General features: G+C 57.0%; 15 protein-coding genes and 1 pseudogene. 14 read left to right on the forward strand and 2 right to left on the reverse strand.

Features of this window, described 5'->3' with window-relative positions; genetic code table 11:
• Positions 1-64 precede the first annotated feature (64 nt).
• On the reverse strand, positions 65-670 hold the full coding sequence (locus tag AL01_RS06765) for a regulatory protein RecX (protein ID WP_077396716.1): 606 nt from the start codon (positions 668-670) through the stop codon (positions 65-67).
• Between the two features lie 93 nt (positions 671-763).
• On the opposite strand from AL01_RS06765, the gene AL01_RS06770 reads away from it, so the two are divergent.
• The 14 genes from AL01_RS06770 (at position 764) to AL01_RS06835 (ending at position 20,041) form a co-directional block, all read left to right on the forward strand.
• On the forward strand, positions 764-2,407 hold the full coding sequence (locus AL01_RS06770; protein WP_077396717.1) for a D-aminopeptidase: 1,644 nt from the start codon (positions 764-766) through the stop codon (positions 2,405-2,407).
• 223 nt (positions 2,408-2,630) lie between these two features.
• A complete protein-coding gene (locus tag AL01_RS06775; protein WP_077396718.1) occupies positions 2,631-3,806 on the forward strand; it encodes an aspartate aminotransferase family protein in 1,176 nt (391 codons plus the stop codon).
• A gap of 12 nt (positions 3,807-3,818) precedes the next feature.
• Positions 3,819-4,787 (forward strand): ornithine carbamoyltransferase, encoded by a 969-nt coding sequence (gene argF, locus AL01_RS06780; RefSeq protein WP_077396719.1) that lies wholly within the window; start codon positions 3,819-3,821, stop codon positions 4,785-4,787.
• Between the two features lie 60 nt (positions 4,788-4,847).
• Positions 4,848-5,828, forward strand: coding sequence for an Hsp33 family molecular chaperone HslO (hslO, locus tag AL01_RS06785; RefSeq protein WP_077396720.1), 981 nt, complete (start codon positions 4,848-4,850; stop codon positions 5,826-5,828).
• Complete coding sequence (locus AL01_RS06790) at positions 5,825-6,883, forward strand: hypothetical protein (protein WP_077396721.1); 1,059 nt, start codon at positions 5,825-5,827, stop codon at positions 6,881-6,883. Before hslO ends, AL01_RS06790 begins: the two co-directional genes overlap by 4 nt.
• A 19-nt stretch (positions 6,884-6,902) precedes the next feature.
• On the forward strand, positions 6,903-7,727 hold the full coding sequence (locus tag AL01_RS06795) for a hypothetical protein (protein ID WP_077396722.1): 825 nt from the start codon (positions 6,903-6,905) through the stop codon (positions 7,725-7,727).
• 142 nt (positions 7,728-7,869) lie between these two features.
• Entirely contained in the window at positions 7,870-8,652 is a 783-nt protein-coding gene (locus AL01_RS06800; protein ID WP_241502751.1) for a gluconate 2-dehydrogenase subunit 3 family protein, read from the forward strand.
• A gap of 4 nt (positions 8,653-8,656) precedes the next feature.
• A complete protein-coding gene (locus tag AL01_RS06805) occupies positions 8,657-10,450 on the forward strand; it encodes a GMC family oxidoreductase (RefSeq protein ID WP_077396723.1) in 1,794 nt (597 codons plus the stop codon).
• A 59-nt stretch (positions 10,451-10,509) separates the two neighbouring features.
• A complete protein-coding gene (locus AL01_RS06810) occupies positions 10,510-11,826 on the forward strand; it encodes a cytochrome c (protein ID WP_077396967.1) in 1,317 nt (438 codons plus the stop codon).
• A 290-nt stretch (positions 11,827-12,116) separates the two neighbouring features.
• On the forward strand, positions 12,117-15,386 hold the full coding sequence (locus AL01_RS06815; RefSeq protein WP_077396724.1) for an efflux RND transporter permease subunit: 3,270 nt from the start codon (positions 12,117-12,119) through the stop codon (positions 15,384-15,386).
• Positions 15,386-16,585, forward strand: coding sequence for an efflux RND transporter periplasmic adaptor subunit (locus AL01_RS06820; RefSeq protein ID WP_077396725.1), 1,200 nt, complete (start codon positions 15,386-15,388; stop codon positions 16,583-16,585). Before AL01_RS06815 ends, AL01_RS06820 begins: the two co-directional genes overlap by 1 nt.
• Before the next feature lie 8 nt (positions 16,586-16,593).
• Positions 16,594-18,252: an efflux transporter outer membrane subunit gene (locus AL01_RS06825; RefSeq protein ID WP_077396968.1), complete on the forward strand. Its 1,659-nt coding sequence runs from the start codon at positions 16,594-16,596 to the stop codon at positions 18,250-18,252.
• A gap of 136 nt (positions 18,253-18,388) precedes the next feature.
• Positions 18,389-19,483 carry a catalase family peroxidase gene (locus AL01_RS06830; RefSeq protein WP_077396726.1) on the forward strand — a complete coding sequence of 365 codons (1,095 nt, stop codon included), beginning with the start codon at positions 18,389-18,391 and terminating at the stop codon, positions 19,481-19,483.
• A 3-nt stretch (positions 19,484-19,486) separates the two neighbouring features.
• Positions 19,487-20,041 carry a cytochrome b gene (locus AL01_RS06835; protein ID WP_077396727.1) on the forward strand — a complete coding sequence of 185 codons (555 nt, stop codon included), beginning with the start codon at positions 19,487-19,489 and terminating at the stop codon, positions 20,039-20,041.
• Between the two features lie 72 nt (positions 20,042-20,113).
• Here the strand turns inward: AL01_RS06835 and AL01_RS09550 are convergent.
• Positions 20,114-20,464: pseudogene (locus AL01_RS09550) on the reverse strand (CatB-related O-acetyltransferase); the annotation flags it as partial.
• Positions 20,465-20,740 lie beyond the last annotated feature (276 nt).

Raw genomic sequence — 20,740 nt, forward strand, 5'->3', positions numbered from 1 at the left:
CCACTGTGCTAAGCTATACCATAGCTAAATGCATCAATGGTAAATCTCGGCCACCCCTCCTGCCTTACAGAGACCGAAACTCAATAATCAGATCCTCTGCGTCTTCCCGTTCCATCTCAAGGGCTTTCATCGCAATATCCTGAGAGAAACCATTACGAGCGAAGATGGCCAGCACTTTCATGCGCTCTTTCTCCGGCCTATCAGGCCTATGAAAAGGCCCAACTGCTCTTTTGCGGGCTAGAATAACAGCAGCGGCCAACTCAGCCTGACGGGCTTGCTCCTCCCCAACTTCTCCCAGACTCTCATCCATGGCTTGCCGGACTGTCTCGCCATCAACCCCCTTCCCTTGAAGATGAGCCTGCACAGCCCGGCGGGACCGCCCAGAACGGGCCAGATTACGGGACCTAGACCGGGAGAAAGCCGCATCATCCACAGCACCGAGACGCTCCATCTCTTCGGCAATCTGCTCAATCAAAGGCTGGCAGGCTTCCTCATATGTAGCGACCTCCTCGGCAAACATACCTGCCCTGACAGCCCGGACACCCCAGCGGCGAACACGCCGCTGCAACATCTGCCGCAAGCTCTGCCGAGTAGTGGCAAACCGGGCTAGATGAGCCAGAGCTGCTTCTTTCAAACTCTGATAATCCGGTGAAGGTGGGATAGCATCCATGCAATTCAGTCCATAACTTACTCTTGCCCTGCCCGTGCAAAATCTTCATCACTGGTAACAGGTTCCCGTCATCTTACCCGCCAGTGAGTTCCCATGCACGCACAACGCTCCAGCCGGCCCAGAAGCGGGCACATACAGGCCGAAATATACGCCGTAGCAGATCGTTATCCCGGTCCCGGCGGGGGTGTGGCAGTCCTGCACGAGGGGAAGGTAATCGCCCAACATTGCTGGGGCTATGCCTCTCTGGAACACCGCCTGCCTTTTACATCCTCCAGCCTGTTCCGCATCTGCTCCATTACCAAGCAGTTTACCTGCGCCACCATGCTGGACCGCTACACAGACCCCGAAACCCTCGCTCCTTACATTCAAAAACGCCTGCCTCATCTACGCTCCGACCCACCGACCGTCACGCAACTGGCACATAACCAGTCCGGCCTACGAGATTACTGGGCCGTTGCCATGCTGCACGGGGCTGCCATTGAAGGCACATTCAGTCCGGCGGATTCCGAACGCGTCATTGCTGGAACACACTCTCTACAGTTTATCCCCGGCACGTCCTATTCCTACGTTAATCAGAACTTCCGCCTCATTTCCGAAGCAATGGAAGATGAAAGCGGACTGAGCTTTGCTGAACTTCTCCAGCAACATGTTTTCGATAAAGTCGGCATGAAGCGAGCCATCCTTGCTGCGGAGACCAGTGCCCTACCCGACGGCACGACTGGCTACGAAGGCACGCAGGAAGGAGGCTACTGGCCCGCTCGTAATCATATCTACTGGACAGGCGATGCCGGAATGGCCGCTTCACTCGATGATATGATCTCTTGGGAGAAATTCATCGACCAGCAGCGTGATAATCCCGATGGCCTCTACAACCGCATGAGCCGCCCCGTGCAGTTCGATAACGGACACAAAGCTCCCTATGGCTTTGGGCTACAGCATGGGAAGATCGCTGGACATGAGATCACCGCTCATGGTGGGGCTTTAAGGGGCTGGCGGTCCCATAGGCTACATTGCGCTGCGTTGCGCCTTTCGGTCATCGTCCTCTTCAACCACATGTCGCCAGCCCAACAAGCAGCGGCAAGCCTGTTCCGGGCCTTTCTGGGGGAAGAAGAAAAACCAGCCAACAGGCCGCAGCCTCAATCCACCAACCAGCCTCATGCACTGGAAGGCCTCTGGCTGGATGAGGAAACCGGCCTCTCCGCCCGTATCACAGCAGCGGGGGGCGACAAGCTCCAGCTCCGCTACCTCATGCTGCCCGAAACGCTGGACATCATCACCCCCCAGCTTGCCGAGGCCGGAAGTGTTCGTATTCGTCACATTCAGGGTGAACACATGCAGGCCAATGCACATGGCCCCTCCGGCCCGCATATCATCATGGGGCGACCGGGAGAGAACCGCCATGTCCTGCTCCGCCCCTACCCTACCACTCCCCAACCCGACCCGGTAGAACTTGTAGGAATCTATGAGTGTGATGAGCTGGACCAATCCCGCTTCGTCATCACCAATCAGGGCGGATTACTGCACGGAGGGTTCTCCGGCTTTCTAGGCACAGGGCGGATGGAACGGCTAACCTCCCTAGGGCCGGACCTATGGACCTTCCCCTGCCCCCGTGCCCTCGACCACACACCACCCGGTGACTGGACATTACTCTTTGAGCGGCGGAACAAGCGCATCCATCAGGTACGCATCAGCTGCTGGCTAGCACGAAACCTCGTCTATCACCGTCTAGCGGACTGATCCCCACCAAGCGAACTACAAGCCATGCCATGAAGGCTCCCTCATTGCTTCCCTATAAAAACAGGGTTTGACGATTTTACTTTCTGCAAGCAGTATAGTCTGGCAGTTTCCCCCTGATCTGAAAGTCCAGACAGGGGTGTTTTCCGTTGAAAGCATGGGGAAACACCATGAAACGGAACGCAGGCTGCATATCGTCAGTTTTTAGATCAGGAACGCGTCCACAATGATCGCCTCCATCATGCCGAACTATAAACGCTTTGACCTCGCCTTTGAGCATGGCGAAGGACTCTGGCTTACCGGCACGGATGGGCGACGTTATCTGGATTTCGGGGCTGGTATTGCCGTTTCTTCCCTTGGGCACAGCCACCCAGCCCTTGTAAAGGCCATCACCGAACAGGCGAAGAAGGTCATCCACGTCTCCAATCTCTATCAGGTACCGCAGGCTAAGGCCCTGGCGGATATTCTGGTCGCCAACAGCTTTGCGGATTCCGTCCTCTTCTGCAATTCAGGTGCGGAAGCCAATGAAGGACTCATCAAGCTGATCCGGCGGGCACAATATAAGAACGGCCATCCCGAACGCACACGGATCATCTGCTTCAACAACGCCTTTCATGGCCGGACATTGGCCACCATCTCCGCCACAGGCAACCCGGCTTACCTGGAAGGCTTCGGCACACCGGTGGACGGGTTCGACCATGTGCCTTTCAACGATATTGAAGCCGTCCGGGCTGCTGTGACAGATCAGACAGCCGGTATCCTGCTTGAACCTGTACAGGGAGAAAGTGGCATCCGGGTCGCAGACCCTGCCTTCCTGCGTGATCTGCGTGCTCTGTGCGATAAAAAAGGACTCTACCTAGGCATTGATGAGGTCCAAAGTGGCATGGGCCGTACCGGTACGCTCTTTGCTTTCGAACAGGCAGGGATTACGCCGGATGTCGTATCCTCCGCCAAGGGCATTGGGGGCGGCTTCCCTCTTGGGGCTGTACTCGCCCGGGAGACGCTGGCTAAGCACCTTACACCCGGAACACATGGTACTACCTATGGCGGCAATCCACTGGCCTGCTCCGCCGGGCTGGCCGTGCTGAAAGAAATTCTGGCCCCCGGTTTTCTGGACCATGTCCGCAAAACCGGTGAGGCTTTCGGGGCCATGCTCCAGACATGCGTGACGAACTACCCAACCATCTTTGAAGAAGCCCGTGGGATCGGGCTGATGCGGGGGCTGCGCTGCCGCATCCCTGTCGGGGAGGTGCTAGAAGCTGTCATGGCCGAGGGTCTTCTGGCCATCGGCGCAGGGGACAATGTGCTGCGTCTGGTTCCCCCCCTCATCGCAACCGAGGCTGACTGTCAGGAAGCCTCCACCCGCATCGGGCGTGCTGCTCACGCCCTTGCCAACAAGTAAGGAGACACCTGCGTGAGCACCACCAAGGCCTCATCGCCCCGTCACTTTCTGGACATCAAAGATCACTCCACAGAGACCTTACGGCACATCCTCGCACTCGCCGCACGGGTTAAGACGCTCCAACAGGGCCGTAAGCACCCACTCTGCCCCGGTCTGCCGCTAGCAGGTCGTGCATTGGGGCTGATGATGTCCCGTCCTTCCACCCGCACCCGTGTCTCTTTCGAAGTCGGAATGAAGCAGCTGGGCGGGACCGTTAATGTCCTGTCCCCCTCCGAAATGCAGCTGGGCCGTGGAGAAACTGTTGCCGATACAGCCCGCGTCCTTTCTCGCTTTCTGGATGTTATCACGCTGCGTACCGGTACAGATGCCAACCTACGGGAACTGGCCCGCTGGAGCAGCGTGCCCGTCATCAATGGGCTAACGCCCGTCTCCCACCCCGTGCAAATTCTGGCTGATATCCTCACCTTTGAGGAACATCGTGGCCCGATTACCGGCAAAAAACTCGCATGGATCGGCGACGGTAACAATGTTGCCACCTCCATGATCGAAGCAGCAGCTCGTTTGGGCTTCTCCCTGCATCTGGCCACACCAGAAGGCGAGTTCACTCCCTCCGAAACCGCCGTGAACTGGGCTCGGGAGAATGGCGGTGACATCCGGCTGACACACGACCCCAAAGAAGCCGCAGAAGGCGCGGATGCTGTCATCACGGATACATGGGTTAGCATGGGGGACAAGGATGCGGAGAAACGCCTCAAAATTTTCCGCCCCTACCATGTGGATGAAGCCCTCATGGCTCTGGCATCTCCGCAGGCCCTGTTCATGCACTGCCTGCCTGCCCATATAGGGGAGGAAGTTAGCGAAGCCGTGTTCGAAAGCCCGGCTTCCGTTGTGTTTGATGAAGCAGAAAACCGCCTGCACGCCCAGAAGGGGCTCCTGCTCTGGTGCATGGAAAAGGATGACCTTTCAGCCTATCAGGGTTAACCCTTCCTCCTGATGCCTCCTCCAGCAGGATGAGGCATCAGGGCAGGCCCGACAGAGAGGATGATCACCCCGGTGACAGAGACCACCACCTCCCATCGCCCGCATGATGTACCCGACCTCACGGTCGCTCATGCCATCACACCGTTCCATCTCGGCCATGTGCCGGTGCGGGGACGACTCATCACACTTGGCCCGCTTGCTGGTGCCATTCTCTCCCGCCATGATGAGCTGCCGGAGCCAGTGCGCCTTCTTGGTGGGCAGGCTCTTGCCCTCGTAGCGGCCATGTCAACGGCACTCAAATTCAAGGGCTCCTTCTCCCTTCAGGTCAAGGGAGACGGGCCTGTCTCCCTGTTTCTGGCCGACTGCACAGATACAGGCGAGCTGCGCTTTACAGCGCGCATGGCTGAAGACTACACGCTTCCCCTACCCAATGACGCCTCTGGATTGCTGGGTAAGGGGTATATGGCCTTCACGGTCGATCAAGGGCCGGATACGGACCGCTATCAGGGCATTGTCGGGCTAGAAGGCCCTAATCTGGCCAGCATGGCCGAGCATTACTTCCAAACTAGCGAGCAACACGACTGCGCCATCCACCTCTTCTCCCGCCATACAGAAGCAGGCTGGCAGGCTGGTGCTCTGGTGCTGGAACGTCTGCCAGACAGTACCCCCATTGCGGGCAATGATGACCATAAACCCTTAGACGCCACCATTCAGGACCTGTGGGAAACAGCTTGCACCTTTGGGCAGACCCTCAAGGCGGACGAGCTATTTGACCCGAGCCTTGCGCCCGCTACGCTCATTAACCGTTTATTCGGCACTCTGGGGGTAGAACTAGCCCCGGCCAGACCGCTTTCCTTCGGCTGCCGATGCAGTCGGGCACGGCTTCAGGGTGTGTTGGAGCGCTTCAGCAAGGATGATCTCGACCATATGGCGCAGGATGGTGTGATCTCTATGGAATGTCACTTCTGCAACACCGCCTTCACCTTCAACAGGGACACTCTGCCCGATAGTGCAGAAAAAGGTAACGCTGGCGCATCATGACAGCAGAGTTGCCAGCATCTCTCCGGCGGGATGGAAAGCCTCTCCGGCAACTCTATCCCGGCTGGCATGTCATCGGGCGACACTGGGCACCTGCGGGGCTGGACGTTCTCATTCTCCGCCATAGACAGACAGGGCAGGATGTCTGCTGGTGGCTCTCCCCGGATGATAACCTTCTCGCCTGCCACGCTCTGGCACTGGATGCCCATTGGGGCGGCCGGGTCATGGAGGCCGTCACTCCGGGCCTCCAGCAGCTCAGCACGACCTTGCTGGGTAAGGTCACCCCCCTACCAGAAGAGGCCCACTTCCCGCATGACGCTCTGGCTCCGCTGGCCCGCCTGCCTCATGCGGCCTGCCTCCAACTAATCGGCCTCTGGTTCCGCACTGTCTGTACGGAGCTGCGCCTCCTGCCTCCTTCCGTTCTACTCGAACAAGACGACACGCCGCCGGAGGATGAGGAGGCCGAAGACAACTCACCCCCCTTTTCCCCCAAACTTATTAAAGCTCTGCTAGAGACCCGCCCTGCTGGTCCCCATACGCTGACTTGTTCACCCTTCAGTGGCCGTATCGTACGGGCCGAACTGACTATGCCAACAGAGAAAGGTGTAGCCTGCCGCTTCAGCGATGAAAGAAATGGACAGACTTTCTATCTCTTCTGGCCTACCCCGGCAGAAAAAAGCGAATCTCAGGCAACGCCTGCCCCGCTCTTTTATCACCCGCAAGGGCAGCTCCTGATAGGGGATGGACCCTTAACGCCGCTCGTGCCCATCTTCCTTCTCGCATGGTTCATTAATCATCCTCATTGCATTGAAGAGCTGAAACATGCCCGCCCCTTCCGATTGGAAGATTATGGTGTAGGGCGGGCCTCCGCTTTGTGGGAAGAACATGAAGAGGCTGGACAAAGCCAGACATCTTTTCCATTTTCTTCTAAACTCTGGGTGCAGTCCTCTATCCTAGAGGCAGGCCGGATAGCAGGCCTGCCGGACCGGGAACAGCTCACCCCGCAGAATCACGAAAAGAAACCAGGCGCCGGACATGAAAACCATGACAAACCATAGTGCCAGAAGACCTCATCTGATGAGCCGCATGAAGCTGCGTCCCTCTTTCTCCACTCTGGGGCTGTTCTGCGGGCTGGCCCTCCTCGCTGGCTGTGCCTCCAGCAATCCCAGCGAAGAGACCTTCCCCACGCCGGATTACAGCTATCTGCCCCCTCTTAACCTGAATGTTAGTCAGGTTAATGTTGGCACTCAAACCCAGCCGGACAGTGATGATATTTCCTCCAAAAGTCCGACAAACCCTGCCGATACACTTACCCTGATGGCTCATCAGCGTCTGCACGCCATGGGGTCATCTGGTACGGCTAACCTCACCATCACCAAGGCAGAAATGACCAAAGCCCCGCACCATGCGCTCAGCGGAAGCTACACGGTCAAGCTGAACCTTAATGATACAGCCCATAATCATCATGGCTTCATCACGGCCCATGTTCAGCGCACGATTGATGCCCCCAGCGATCTCGGGCTGGAACATAACCTCCATACGCTCAATAGCCAGCTAATGGACGATATGAATGTCGAGCTGGAGTATCAGGTGCGTAGTCATCTTGCCTCTTGGCTGACCGATGCGACAGGCACACCTTTGGATGCCGCAACCATTCAGAGCCAAGACCTGAGCAGCACGGACCTCTCTGCCCCCAACTCAACGGCGACTCAGTCCTCGGCCGGTACTGCTGTGAGCGGGGCCACTGCAACAGCTGGACGGGCTACCAGCAATGCTACCAATTCCGCAAACGCCGCCATCAAAGGCTGGCAACAACCTGCTACAGCGGAAATCGGGCAGGCAGCACCCTCAACAGGTCGGCTTCACTCCCCACCGCCGGGTGTTCTCACACTGCCCCAATAAGGGGAACAGCAAGCGGGACGCAGAAAAAAGACATTCAGTAGCGGGGATGACAGCGGCGTAACTTGTTTTCTGCTGTCTTTTTTCCCATTCTGCCCCTCTGCTGGATGTTTTTTTACTTTCTTAAACCGGGCTGCGCTGTGCGATGACATCATCTTCTCCTCTTCCCCCCCACGGTGTTTCTGCCCCGCTGTCCCGGCGTGGCTTCATGGGGGGGGCCGCTTCCCTTTCCAGCGTTTCCCTGCTCAGCCATGCGGCCAAAGCGGACGAAAAGAACACAGGGCAGCAACCCAACGCACCAGACGATAACCCGGCTCATTACAAGCCTGTCTTCTTCAATCCAGAAGAATATCTCTTTCTCTGCCATGCTTGCGAGCGCATCCTTCCACAGGATGAAAACGGGCCGGGGGCACAAGCTCTTGGCGTGCCCCGCTTCATCGACCGGCAGATGACCACCCCCTACGGTCATGGCGACCTCTGGTATATGAAGGCCCCTTTCGTAAATGGCCCGCCCGAGCTGGGCTATCAGCTGCCTTACAGCCCGCAGGACCTGTATCGTGGGGCCATCACACCCATCAACACCTATTGCCTCATGACCTATCACGCCATCTTTGCCGCTCTCGCTCCGGAATGGCAGGATGATGTCCTGCACACACTGGAAGACAATAAACTCTCTTTCAATGAGATTCCCGGTTCTACCTTCTTCGAGCAGCTACGTACCAACACGTTGGAAGGTGCCTTCTCCGACCCCGCTTATGGTGGCAACTACGCTATGGGCGGCTGGAAGATGATGGGCTTTCCCGGTGCCCGGGCGGACTTCATGGACTGGATCAATCAAGAAGGGGCTCCCTACCCTCTAGGGCCGGTTGGCATGCCTCCCAAACCCGACCCTTATAGCCCCTCTTTCCAGAATGATGAGGAGGGCTGACCCCATGACGGACCAGACATTTCCTCCCACAAAACCGGATGTTGTTGTCATTGGTGCGGGCTGGGCAGGCAGCATCATGGCCAAGGAACTGACAGAAGCAGGGCTGAACGTCACTATGCTGGAGCGTGGGCACGATCACAGCACAGCTGTTGAGGGGACCTATCCCGGGTCCATCGATGAGCTACGAGGGGCTGTGCGCAAACGCCTCTTCCAAAAACTAGCCCATACCTCCCTGACCATCCGCAACAAACCAAACGAGACTGCCCTACCCTACCGCCAACTGGCAGCGTTCCTGCCCGGCGAGGGAGTCGGCGGGGCCGGGCTGCATTGGTCGGGGTGCCACTTCCGGGTTACGGAAGATGACCTCCGTCTGCGTAGTGCCACCATCGAACGCTACGGGCAAAAATTCATCCCCAAGGACATGCATCTTCAGGACTACGGCATCAGCTACAAAGAGCTAGAGCCGTTCTTCGACAAAGCAGAAAAGGTCTTTGGCACCTCTGGAGAAGCCTCTTCCGTTCAAGGAAAAAAAACCGGGCAAGGTAACATCTTTGCCCCAGACCGGTCCGACCATTTCCCCTTGCCAGCCATGGCAGACACCTTCTCGGCTAGTGTCTTCCGCAAGGCGGCCAGCGAAGCAGGCTTCCACCCCTATAGTATGCCTGCTGCCAATGCATCCCAGCCCTACACCAACCCTTATGGCTGCCAGATGGGACCCTGCAATTTCTGCGGCTATTGCAGTGGGTATGCCTGCTACCTCTACTCCAAAGCCTCACCCAACGTGAACATCCTACCCGCCCTGCGGCAGGATAAACGCTTCAACCTCATCACACAGGCGCAAGTGCTGGAGATCATGCTGGATGATACCCGCAAGAGAGCCACCGGCGTGCGGTATATCGACCTCAAAACTGAATCCGAGCAAATTATTGAGGCTGATCTTGTCATTCTCAGCGCATTCCAGCTGAATAATGTTCACCTCATGCTAACATCTGGTATTGGCAAGCCTTACGATCCAGTCAGCCAGACTGGGACCATTGGCCGCAACTTCACCTACCAGACTATTACTTCATCCCGTGTCTGGCTGCCTGAAAATCGCTTTACCAACCAGTTTGTCGGTGCTGGCGGTGGTGGTGTAGCCATTGATGACTTCAACCATTCCGGGCTTGATCGTGGCAAAGCTGGTTTCATTGGCGGCTCCCCCATCTGGGTGAATCAGGCTGGCCTAAAGCCCATTACAGCAGCCCAGAACAGCGGTGGAAAAGGCGCACCCCGCTGGGGTAGTGCCTACAAAGCCGCCATGATCGACCAGTACAAACATTCCCTCGCCATTGATGCTCACGGTAGCAACATGGCCTACCGGGATGTCTATCTCGACCTAGACCCCACATGGCGCAATGCTTACGGCCAACCTATGCTACGGATGACCTTCACCTGGAAGGATAACGACATCCGCATGAACCAGTTTGTCGTCAACCATATTGGCGACATTGCCCAGGCCATGGGAGCCACAAAAACCAGCCTGAACAGCCTCCACCCCGGCCAACCTTTCGATAGCCGTGTCTATCAGACGACCCATCTCAATGGTGGGGTTATTCTAGGGAACAATCCAAAAACAAGTGCTCTGAACCGGTATCTTCAAAGCTGGGATGTCTCAAATCTGTTCGTTATCGGCTCCAGCGCTTTTCCGCAGGGAATGGGCTACAATCCAACCGGGCTGGTGGCGGCACTGGCCTATTGGTCTGCCTACCATATCCGCCAGACCTACCTCCGCAATCCCGGCCCGATGGTACATGCCTGATGTCCTTGCTTCTCCCTTCTACCGGCACGAAACACACACTCTCCCTCCGCCCCCTGTTGATGGTGGGATTAGGTCTGCTGGGCATCATGGCGACCACCCTGCCAACCCGGGCCGCACAGGCTGACGATGCTGCCCCGCTGCCTGCAGGGCTGATTGAAGAAGGCCATTATCAAGCCATTCTAGGGGACTGCGCTGCCTGCCATACCCAGCCGGGCCGCCCTGCCTATAGCGGTGGGATGCCCTTCAAACTGCCCATGGGGACCATCTACTCCACCAACATCTCGCCGGACCCTATTCACGGTATCGGTCATTATTCCGAGGCAGAATTCGCCCGGGCCGTTCAGCTCGGCATCCGCAAGGATGGCAGTGCGCTCTACCCGGCCATGCCTTATCCGTCTTACGCACGACTAAGCAAGGCAGACATCCACGCCCTCTATGTCTATTTCCAGCGGGGCGTTACGCCGCAACCGGTTGACCCACCCGCCAACGGAATCATCTGGCCACTCTCCATGCGCTGGCCGTTGCATATCTGGCGGTGGCTGTTCTCTCCCTCCATCCAGTCCGCCCAGCTACGCACCAACAACCAGTTTTCCGATCCTGTGCTTGCCCGTGGGGCCTATCTGGTAGAAGGCCCCGGCCATTGCGGTGCCTGCCACAGTCCTCGCAGCATTACTCTCAATGAGAAAGCCCAGACCGCCAAGGATGGGCCACTCTTTCTCTCCGGTGGTGGCGTAGTGGAACAATGGGTTGTTCCCTCCATCCGGCAAGAAAATCGCACAGGACTGGGCCGCTGGAGCGAAGAGGACATTGTGGAGTTTCTCCGCACAGGCCGGGCACGAACAGGTGCTAGCTTTGGGGGCATGACACCCGTCATCGTCCATAGTGCCCATGCCTTTAAGGATGCAGACCTGCACGCTATCGCCCGTTACCTCATGCTGTTAACCCCAACCCAGAAAGAAATGCCGTGGGTCTACGATCCCTCAACAGCGGCTATGCTGCGCCGTGCCGACATGTCCCAGCCAGGTGCACAAATTTACATGGACCGCTGCGCCGCCTGCCATCGCACCGATGGAGCGGGTTACGGAACGGTCTTCCCACCGCTGGCCGGCAATCCAGTCGTAATGACGGCAGATGCCACCTCGCTCATTCATATCGTCCTAGCAGGTGACAACACACACGCCCTACATACGTCACCCTCTGCCTTCACCATGCCGGGTTTCGCAGACACGCTTTCCGACAAAGATGTGGCCGACGTTGTCAGCTTCATACGAAAGAGCTGGGGCAATAACAGCAAGAGCGTAAAGGACAGTGCCGTGCGGCGCATCCGCCGTTCCATGCCACAGCCGGCTACTCCGGAGCAGCGTCCCAAGAACTAACGCCCGAACAAACAAAACAAAAACTACGATCAGCCTCCCGCCTCCATGGTTGGGGGCTGATTTATTTTTGTGACCTTTCTGTAATCTGAAATACGCATCAGAGACTGACTCACAAGAGCCTCTACCAGCAAGAAAAAGCCGCCTTGCAAGAGCTACAGCTACTCATGGACTTCCTTACAGGGATGTCATAAAGCAGACTAAAACAGTATTTAATTCGCCTTATCGCCCTTTTTGCCTAAATTGTTCCAACTTCCTTCTGCCTCTGGAATAAAACTGGAACAGTCAAACCCATGAATGCCATTGTCATCACCGCCCTGAAGCGGCCTCTGACCTTTGTGGTACTGTCCATCCTGATCGTGATGTTCGGGGTGATGTCAGTCTTCAAAACACCGACTGACGTCTTTCCGAATATCAAGATCCCGGTGGTCTCTGCCGTCTGGACCTATGGCGGGATGCTGCCTGAGGAATTCGCAGGCCGTATCATCTACAACTACGAGCTGATGGTGACCTCCACCGTGGAGGGCATCGAACATATGGAGTCCAACTCCTATTATGGGCGTGGGATTGTAACAATCTTCTTCCAACCCGGGTCTGAGATTGGCGAAGCAGAGGCGGAAGTGACCGCCATTTCCCAGACCGTCATCAAGCAGCTACCCGTGAACATCCCTGCCCCGATGATCATGCGGCTAGATGCATCTTCTGTTCCGGTTATCTCTCTGCAGATCACCTCAGACAAACAAACGCCCTCCGACCTCTACAAACTGGCGATGATCCGTGTTCGCCCGCTTCTAGTCACTGTTGAGGGGGCCGTGGTGCCACACCCCTATGGTGGGATGGATAGCTTCGTGATGGTCACGCTGAATCAGGACCAGCTCCGGGCGCACCATCTCTCGGCCATGGATGTGCAAAACGCCATGCATGACCAGAACATCGTCCTCCCTGCTGGTGACCAGAAGATTGACGCTGTGGACTGGATGGTACAGACCAACGCCACCCCCAAGAGCATGAAGGCCATCGGCAACATTCCGGTCAAGCGCGTGGGCAATGCCGTGATCTATGTGCATGACGTGGCGGATGTTTACCGAGGCGGCCATCCACAAACCAACCTTGTTCTCGTCAAAGGGCGTCAGGGTGTTGAGGTTGTCGTCATGAAGAGTGGTGAAGCCTCCACGCTGGATGTCGTGGATGGCGTGAAGAAAGCCCTCCCCCGCCTGCGGGCCGTCTTACCGGATGACGTGAAGGTCAGCATCCTGACCGATGCCTCCATCTTCGTGAAGGATGCCATCAAGGACGTGGTGCGGGAGATGGTCACCGCCGCCTTCCTGACCGGTATCGTGGTACTACTTTTCCTCGGGTCGTGGCGTTCTACTGTCATCATTGCGACCTCTATCCCGCTGGCCATTCTCTGCTCAGTCATCGGGCTGGGCTGGGCTGGTGAATCCATCAATGTCATGACGCTCGGCGGGCTTGCTCTGGCCGTTGGTATCCTCGTGGATGACGCCACGGTGATGATCGAGAACATCGACACGCATCTGGAGATGGGCAAAGCACTTGAGCCTGCCATCATTGATGCGGCCAACCAGATCGTGACGGCGACCTTTGTCTCCACCACCTGCATCTGCATTGTCTGGCTGCCCCTCTTTGAACTGGATGGCGTAGCTGGTTACCTATTCCGCCCTATGGCAGAAGCCATCATCTTCGCCATGATCGCCTCGTTTATCCTCTCCCGGACACTCGTCCCGACAATGGCAAAGTATCTGCTGGCCAATCACAGCCACGGCCAGAACATCCCCGACAAAGAACAACACATTGCTGATGCCAACAATGCAGCGGCAGCAGCAGGGCACCCTATCCAGCGTGGGGATGGCACGGACAGCCACAACCGCCCTACCCCCCTGCCGACACGCAGCGGTGTCATGGGCTTTTTCATCCGCTTTCAGCAAGGGTTTGAAAAACGGTTCAACAACTTCCGGGATAGCTACTACGCCTTGCTGGTTCGCTGTGTGGAACAGCGCAAGATATTTGTCGGCGTCTTCCTTGGCCTCTCAATCCTTTCACTGGGGTTGTATTTCACGGCGGGAAGAGACTTCTTCCCAGAGACGAAGTCTAATGCGCTCCAAATGCATATGCGTGCCCCGCTAGGTACCCGTATTGAGGTTGCCGGACGCATTGCCGCTCTGGTCTCCGACCGCATCGAGCATGATCTACCCGGGCAGGTCGAAGAGATCGTCAGCAACTGTGGCCTGCCAGAAGGGGCGCATAACCAGGCCTTCATCCCCACCCCGACCATCGGAACACAGGATTGCGACCTGACAATAGCCCTGAAGGATGAAGCCTCCCCTGTTTGGGATTATCGTGCCCTACTGCGGAAGGACCTGTCCGCCCGCTTCCCCGGCACGGTCTTCACCTTCCAGCCAGCAGACCTGACAGCCAAAATCCTCAACTTCGGCTCTCCCGCACCGATCGACATTCAGATCAACGGGCCAGATATTGCGGATAATTATGACTATGCCCGCAAGATCATAGCCCGCCTGCGTCATATTCCGGGTGCTGCCGATGTCGTCATCCAGCAGACGATGAAAACACCAACCCTGATGATCCGTGGCAACCGGACCTTCAGCCAGGCCACCGGCCTGACCGAAGCCGACCTCGCCAACAACCAGCTCATGACGCTTTCTGGCTCCAGCACGGTGGACCCACAGTTCTGGCTCGACCCCAGCAACGATGTCACCTTCCCGCTGAACACCTACGTCTCGCAGGACCAGCTAACGCATCTGAGCGACCTGCTGACCATTCCGGTGGATAAGGGCGATGGTAACCCGACCGGGACGGGCGACCAGCTTCTGGGAAGCATCAGCACTGTCGTGCCGACTGGCACGCCGGGTGAGGTCTCTCACTTCAACTCCATGCCGGAGGTGGACATCTATGTCTCCACCGAAGGGCGAGACCTTGGTGCTGTCCTAACGGACGTCAAGAAGGTCATCAACGACACGAAACCCCTGCTGCCCAAAACGGCTGCAACGGAGATTCACGGGGCCGCCGTGACCATGTATGGGGCCTACAGCCAGCTTGTTATCGGGCTGATGGTTTCTGTCGTGCTGATCTATCTGCTGATTGTCGTCAACTTCCAATCCTGGATGGATCCATTCATCATCATCACGGCTCTGCCCGGCGCACTGGCAGGGATCGCTTGGGCCCTGTTCCTCACCGGAACACGTCTATCCGTCCCGGCCCTGACGGGTGCCATCATGTGCATGGGGACCGCCACGGCGAACTCCATTCTTGTGGTGTCCTTCGCCAGAGAGCGGATCGAAATGCATGGCGATGCCCTCCGGGCGGCAACAGAAGCCGGACGGGAACGTATCCGCCCCGTGCTGATGACCGCCCTTGCCATGGTGGTGGGGATGATCCCCATGGCGACCTCCAACTCTACCAATGCCCCACTGGGCCGAGCCGTGATTGGCGGGCTGATTGTCGCCACGCTTTCCACGCTGCTCTTTGTTCCCTGTGTCTATGCAATCCTCCACAACCGTAATGCGCGTCATAAGGAGACCGTCTGATGGCCAGCATGTCCCGTAAACATAAATTACTGCTTGGCCTGATCGCCCTAGTGCTTGGCCTGTACGTCATCGTGCTTCTGCTTGGCCGCATCACCCATAATGCCCATCTGCATGATGTCGCCGAGGAAAGTGCCGTGCCTAACGTGGCCGTCATCCTCCCCCACAAGGCGGACAGCAAAGTGAGCCTCACCCTCCCAGGCACAGTTGACGCCTGGTATCAGGCCCCGATCTATGCGCAGGTCTCCGGCTATGTGAAAATGTGGTACAAAGATTACGGTGCCGTCGTCCATCAAGGTGACGTGCTGGCCGAAATCAACGCCCCGGCACTGGATGCCCAGTATGCTCAGGCTCTGGCTGATCTAGACGCCCAAAAGGCCAAGTATAATCTGGCCTCCGTAACAGCCAATCGCTGGCGGGCAATGGGCCACTCCCAGGCTGTGTCTGGTCAGTCCGTCTCCGTTGCCACAGCAGATGAACAGGCCGCCTATGCCAAGATGGAGGCTGCCCAGCGCAATGTGGACCACTTCGCCGCACTGGAGAAGTTCAAGCAGATCGTCGCTCCGTTCGATGGTGTCGTGACAGCCCGTTCCATCAATGTGGGTGACTATGTCAACAGTGGGGGTGGGCAGCTCAACGCTGCTGGTGGGGCCTCCGAGCTCTTTACCGTTGCCGATACACACCGCCTGCGGCTCTTCATCTCCGTGCCGGAAATCTTCTCCTATATGCTGACAGATGGGCTGACGGCAGAAATCCACGTGCCGCAATATCCCGACCGCACCTTTACAGCCAAGTTCCTGACGGCCTCCCTCGGCTACGACCCCAACACGAGAACAGCCGTCTCCGAATTCACGCTAGACAATGCCGACCACGCCCTCTGGCCGGGGACCTTCGCCTCCGTCTCGCTGAAGGCCAACAACAATGCCGCCCATCTGCTGAAGATTCCCACGGGGTCCCTCGTCTTCCAGGAGAAAGGAATGCAGGTTGCCACCGTGGACCAGAAAAACACCGTCCATTTCAAGAACATCCGTGTCGGCAAGATGGCGGATAGCTCCACTGAAGTTCAGGCAGGTATCACGGCGGATGACCGCATCATCAACAACCCGCCTGCCGACCTGCTGGAAGGCGACCCCGTCCATATCGTGACACCTGCCCGGGGCTACAATCAGAGTGGCTGGGAAGAATCCGGAGATGATGACTAATGACCACCATGATCTCTGAACATTTCTCCTCCATAAAGAAGGCTCGCCACAAACTGAGCCGTCTGTCCCGTCGGGCTGCTTTAGGTGGCGGCCTGCTGGCCCTGACGAGCCTTGGTGCCTGCGACCTTGCCCCACGCTACGAACCGCCGCATTTTGTCGTACCGGATAGCTGGGAAGGGCAGGCTCCCTTCGCCGTTGCCAAACCGGCTGATACAGCCCTACCCAGCGACTGGTGGACCCTCTTCCGTGACCCACTACTGAACGAGCTGGAAGACCGAGCCATTGCGGAGAATGGCGACCTTCAGGCAGCGGCGGAACGGTTCCTTCAGGCCCGGTCTCTCGTCGCCAAAGCACGGGCAGACCTGCTCCCCCATCTCAGCCTTGATGCAGGCGGGTCGGATAACAAACAGTCGGCAGATAGGCTTTTCCGTAACGGGGCCACCCTAACCCAGACGCAGGAAGAATATGCCGGTCTAGCCTCGTGGGAGCCAGACATCTGGTCCTCCATCCGCAACCGTGTCCGCATGAACCGGCAGGCTGCCCAGCAGGAGGCCGCCCGCTTTGCCATGGCAAGGCTGAGCCTGGAGGCCGAACTGGCGACCGACTATATCCAGCTGCGTGGCTATGATGCACAAATCGCCATCTACCAGCAGTCCATCGCCTATTATAACCGAGCACTGGATGTCACCCGCACCCAGCTGAAATACAAGGCAGCCCCACGGCTGGACCTCGCCCGTGCGGAGGCCCAGCTCTACACCACGCAGGCGGCCCTGTACGATATTCAAGCTGCCCGTGAGGTTACAGAACACGCCATTGCCGTTCTAACCAACAGTGCGCCCTCCAGCTTCCATATCGACCCGGTCAAAGCACTGGACTTCCACCAGCCTGCCATCCCTACGGGTGTACCCTCCGGCCTGCTCCAGCGGCGGCCTGACATTGCCAGTGCAGAGCGTGAAATGGCACAGGCAAACCGGGCCATCGGCATTGCCCGTGCCGCCTTCTACCCGCATTTCTCCCTCAATGCGGATGCCGGGTTCGAGGCCAATGGCTTCAAGCTGGCTAATCTGGCCAACTCGCTCTGGACCTACGGTGCCCGCATGAACATTCCGCTCTTTGATGGCGGCGTACATCGGGCGGAACTCCAGCGGTCATGGTCCGCCTACCGGGAGACACGGGACCAGTACCGCACGACCGTCCTCTCTGCCTTCCGAGAAGTGGAGGATGGTCTCTCCCGCACCAACCGCCTAAATCTGGAAAACCAAGCTCTGGAAAAGGCAGTCAATGCCAATCTAGAAACCCAGAACATGACCATGACACTCTACCAAGGCGGTGTCGGAACCTATCTGGATGCCATTTTCAGCCAAGAAAACACCCTTCACAGCCGCATCACGCAGGTGGAGGTGGCCACGAGGCTGTATCAGGCTGATGTCTCGCTAATTCGCAGCCTTGGCGGCGGGTGGGACTCTAAGAACCTTCCCACAATGGCCGAGACGCTATCGGTCGGTGCCTTCCAATATGAGGGGCTGCACCACCCCAAGCAGGTTGGCGACGTCAATGCCTCCGAACATCCTGAAGCGCATGAGGACCTAACCCATGATGCCCCGGATGCCGTAGGCCGTGGCACTAATGCCCACCTCAAGCCGCTACCTATCGGGGCGATGCCCTGAAGCAGAAAACAGCTCCACCTGCCACATCCGGCGGGTGGAGTCTTCTGATGCGACCATCCACTTTTCTTCCCGTCATTGGTGACATCTGATACAGCCTGAGGGCAAAGTTCCATCACCTGTTAGGAAGATCATCCCAATGGCACATTCCCCCCGCAAGGGCAGCCCAGCCCGCTGGGCTGCGGTCGTGCTGCCGCCACTTTGTCTGGGTGGCCTGATGGCCTGGACGGCTGGCGTTTTCAGTCCGGCCGCCATATCTCCTTCCCACTTCATGCAGCGTTTCCAGAAAGCCGGCGCACTGGACAAAGGCTTCCGCCGTGCCCACGCCAAAGGCATGTGTGCCACAGGCTGGTTCGACCCCACACCGGAGGGCCGTGCCCTGTCCCGCTCCGGTATCTTCAAGGGGGAGCACCTACCTGTCATGGGGCGTTTCTCGCTCGCTCCGCCGCTGCCCTACCTGCCGGACAACCCAGCCGCAGCCCGCAGCCTAGCCATGCAAATACGCTCCTCAACTGGAGATGATTGGCGGATGGCCCTTGTGGATGCGCCTCTCCAAGTCATGCGGGACATTGCTGATGCCTTTGCTTTCTTCAAGACGGCACGGTTGGACCCTGCAACCAACAAGCCGGACCCGGCCGCCATCCGGGCCTATGCAGCCCAACGCCCCTGGCTAAAAACAGCCTTTGAGCAGGCTAAATCTCACAAGCAGGCATCCGACCTGACCAACGACACCTACAACAGCCTCGACAGCTTCATTCTAACGGACGAAGCGGGAAAAAAGACGCCTGTCCGCTGGGCGGCCGTAGCACAAGAACCTTTCAGCCCAGCTGAAGGCAGCAGTGCCAATGATAAAAACTATCTCTTTAAACGGCTTGTGCAGACGTTAGACCAACGGCCTCTCCGCTGGGACATTGTCGCCACGATCGCCCGTGAGGGGGACCCCATTAACGACCCCAGCCAACCTTGGGATGAAGCCGACCAAAAAGTGACAGTCGGCACGGTGACGTTCACGAAGGCCTACAGCGAGGATGCAAGCCCCTGTGGCCCCATGGTGTTCGACCCCACCATCCTGCCAGATGGAATCAACGTCTCTGATGACCCGCTGCTGGCCCTGCGCTCGTCAGTCTACATGAAGTCCTATGCGACCCGGTCTGCCGAGCACAAGACGCCCAGCATGGTTACACCGGACGAGATCGCCAACCCTACCCTCACCCCGGACGAAAAAGGCCAGTAATCCATGTCATTTCCACAGAATACAGGCCATGCTGCTCCCTTCCCCCGCCTCTCTATCCTGCTACATTGGGTGATGGCGGCTCTCATCCTTGTCATGCTCTTTGTCGGGCTGTTCATGGCGCATAACTCCACCATCCACTATGCCAGTCTCTTCACACTGCATCGCACGGTGGGTTTTCTGCTCCTGCTGTTAGTAATCGTCCGGCTCATCAACCGGTTTACCAACCGCACGCCACCACTACCCGATGATCTGCCCACCCCCATGAAGCTAGCTGCTCATCTGTCCCATCTCCTGCTTTATGGCTTCATGATCGCCCTACCATTGGTCGGCTGGGCCATGCTCTCGGCTGGCGGATACCCGATCACCCTATGGGGTGGCTGCCACATCCCGCCGCTCATGGGCTTTCATCCCCATCTCTGGGGTGAACTACGCTGCCTACACAGCCTGCTAGCCTATGGACTGATCCTGCTCATCCTCACCCATATCGGAGCCGCCCTACTGCATGGCATCATCCGGCGTGATGGTGTTCTGGCATCTATGTTAAAGTATAATAAATAAAAAAAGGGGAGATTGTATCTCCCCCTACATGACCAGATATATTTTACTATTTACCGAATTCAATCATGGCGCCTATTTCGACAACTCAATCAGTTCTCTTACAAAAAATCTCTTTGCCTTAAACTCATGTAAGCCATGCTGTATTTCATAAAATTTATGAATAAAATCTTCAATATTTGTCCAATTCAATTCATTCAAATCCCAGAAAGGAAATCTCCACCATCTTATTTCCATCAATTTTTCGACAATATCTTCTCTAAATCTCAGCCTGATTATTTTTGCAGGATTACCTCCTACTATAGCATAGGGGGGGACATCCTTTGTAACAATCGATCCTGCTGCTACTATGGCACCATCACCAATTTTACATCCACCTTTAATTATTACATCATCCCCAATCCAAACATCATTTCCAATCACGACCTTCCCATAGTCTTTATTGATTAACGTATTTTTCCAAACTTTCCCAAAACCCTGAGCAAGATATACCCAATCCTGATCTGTTACGACAGGATGAGTTGTAACGAAACTAGGCTCGTGCCTGTTCCCCATGAGTTTTATTCCACCACCCATTGAACAATAACGTCCTACGGAAATGCTCTTTCCAAAAGTAGAGAATGAATAAGAAAAGGCGCCACTCGTGTACAACATATTGAATTTAAAATCTGAAAACTGTTCGATAGAATCATTTTCATCAGC

Origin of the sequence: Bombella intestini (genome assembly GCF_002003665.1) — a bacterium.
Taxonomy (GTDB): Bacteria; Pseudomonadota; Alphaproteobacteria; order Acetobacterales; family Acetobacteraceae; genus Bombella; species Bombella intestini.

What these genes read in the sequence shown, in the direction of transcription:
- AL01_RS06765 (WP_077396716.1), bottom strand. Translation starts at nt 670, where the DNA reads ATGGATGCTATCCCACCTTCACCGGATTATCAGAGTTTGAAAGAAGCA.
- AL01_RS06770 (WP_077396717.1), top strand. Translation starts at nt 764, where the DNA reads ATGCACGCACAACGCTCCAGCCGGCCCAGAAGCGGGCACATACAGGCC.
- AL01_RS06775 (WP_077396718.1), top strand. Translation starts at nt 2,631, where the DNA reads ATGATCGCCTCCATCATGCCGAACTATAAACGCTTTGACCTCGCCTTT.
- hslO (WP_077396720.1), top strand. Translation starts at nt 4,848, where the DNA reads ATGATCACCCCGGTGACAGAGACCACCACCTCCCATCGCCCGCATGAT.
- AL01_RS06790 (WP_077396721.1), top strand. Translation starts at nt 5,825, where the DNA reads ATGACAGCAGAGTTGCCAGCATCTCTCCGGCGGGATGGAAAGCCTCTC.
- AL01_RS06795 (WP_077396722.1), top strand. Translation starts at nt 6,903, where the DNA reads ATGAGCCGCATGAAGCTGCGTCCCTCTTTCTCCACTCTGGGGCTGTTC.
- AL01_RS06800 (WP_241502751.1), top strand. Translation starts at nt 7,870, where the DNA reads ATGACATCATCTTCTCCTCTTCCCCCCCACGGTGTTTCTGCCCCGCTG.
- AL01_RS06805 (WP_077396723.1), top strand. Translation starts at nt 8,657, where the DNA reads ATGACGGACCAGACATTTCCTCCCACAAAACCGGATGTTGTTGTCATT.
- AL01_RS06810 (WP_077396967.1), top strand. Translation starts at nt 10,510, where the DNA reads ATGGTGGGATTAGGTCTGCTGGGCATCATGGCGACCACCCTGCCAACC.
- AL01_RS06815 (WP_077396724.1), top strand. Translation starts at nt 12,117, where the DNA reads ATGAATGCCATTGTCATCACCGCCCTGAAGCGGCCTCTGACCTTTGTG.
- AL01_RS06820 (WP_077396725.1), top strand. Translation starts at nt 15,386, where the DNA reads ATGGCCAGCATGTCCCGTAAACATAAATTACTGCTTGGCCTGATCGCC.
- AL01_RS06825 (WP_077396968.1), top strand. Translation starts at nt 16,594, where the DNA reads ATGATCTCTGAACATTTCTCCTCCATAAAGAAGGCTCGCCACAAACTG.
- AL01_RS06830 (WP_077396726.1), top strand. Translation starts at nt 18,389, where the DNA reads ATGGCACATTCCCCCCGCAAGGGCAGCCCAGCCCGCTGGGCTGCGGTC.
- AL01_RS06835 (WP_077396727.1), top strand. Translation starts at nt 19,487, where the DNA reads ATGTCATTTCCACAGAATACAGGCCATGCTGCTCCCTTCCCCCGCCTC.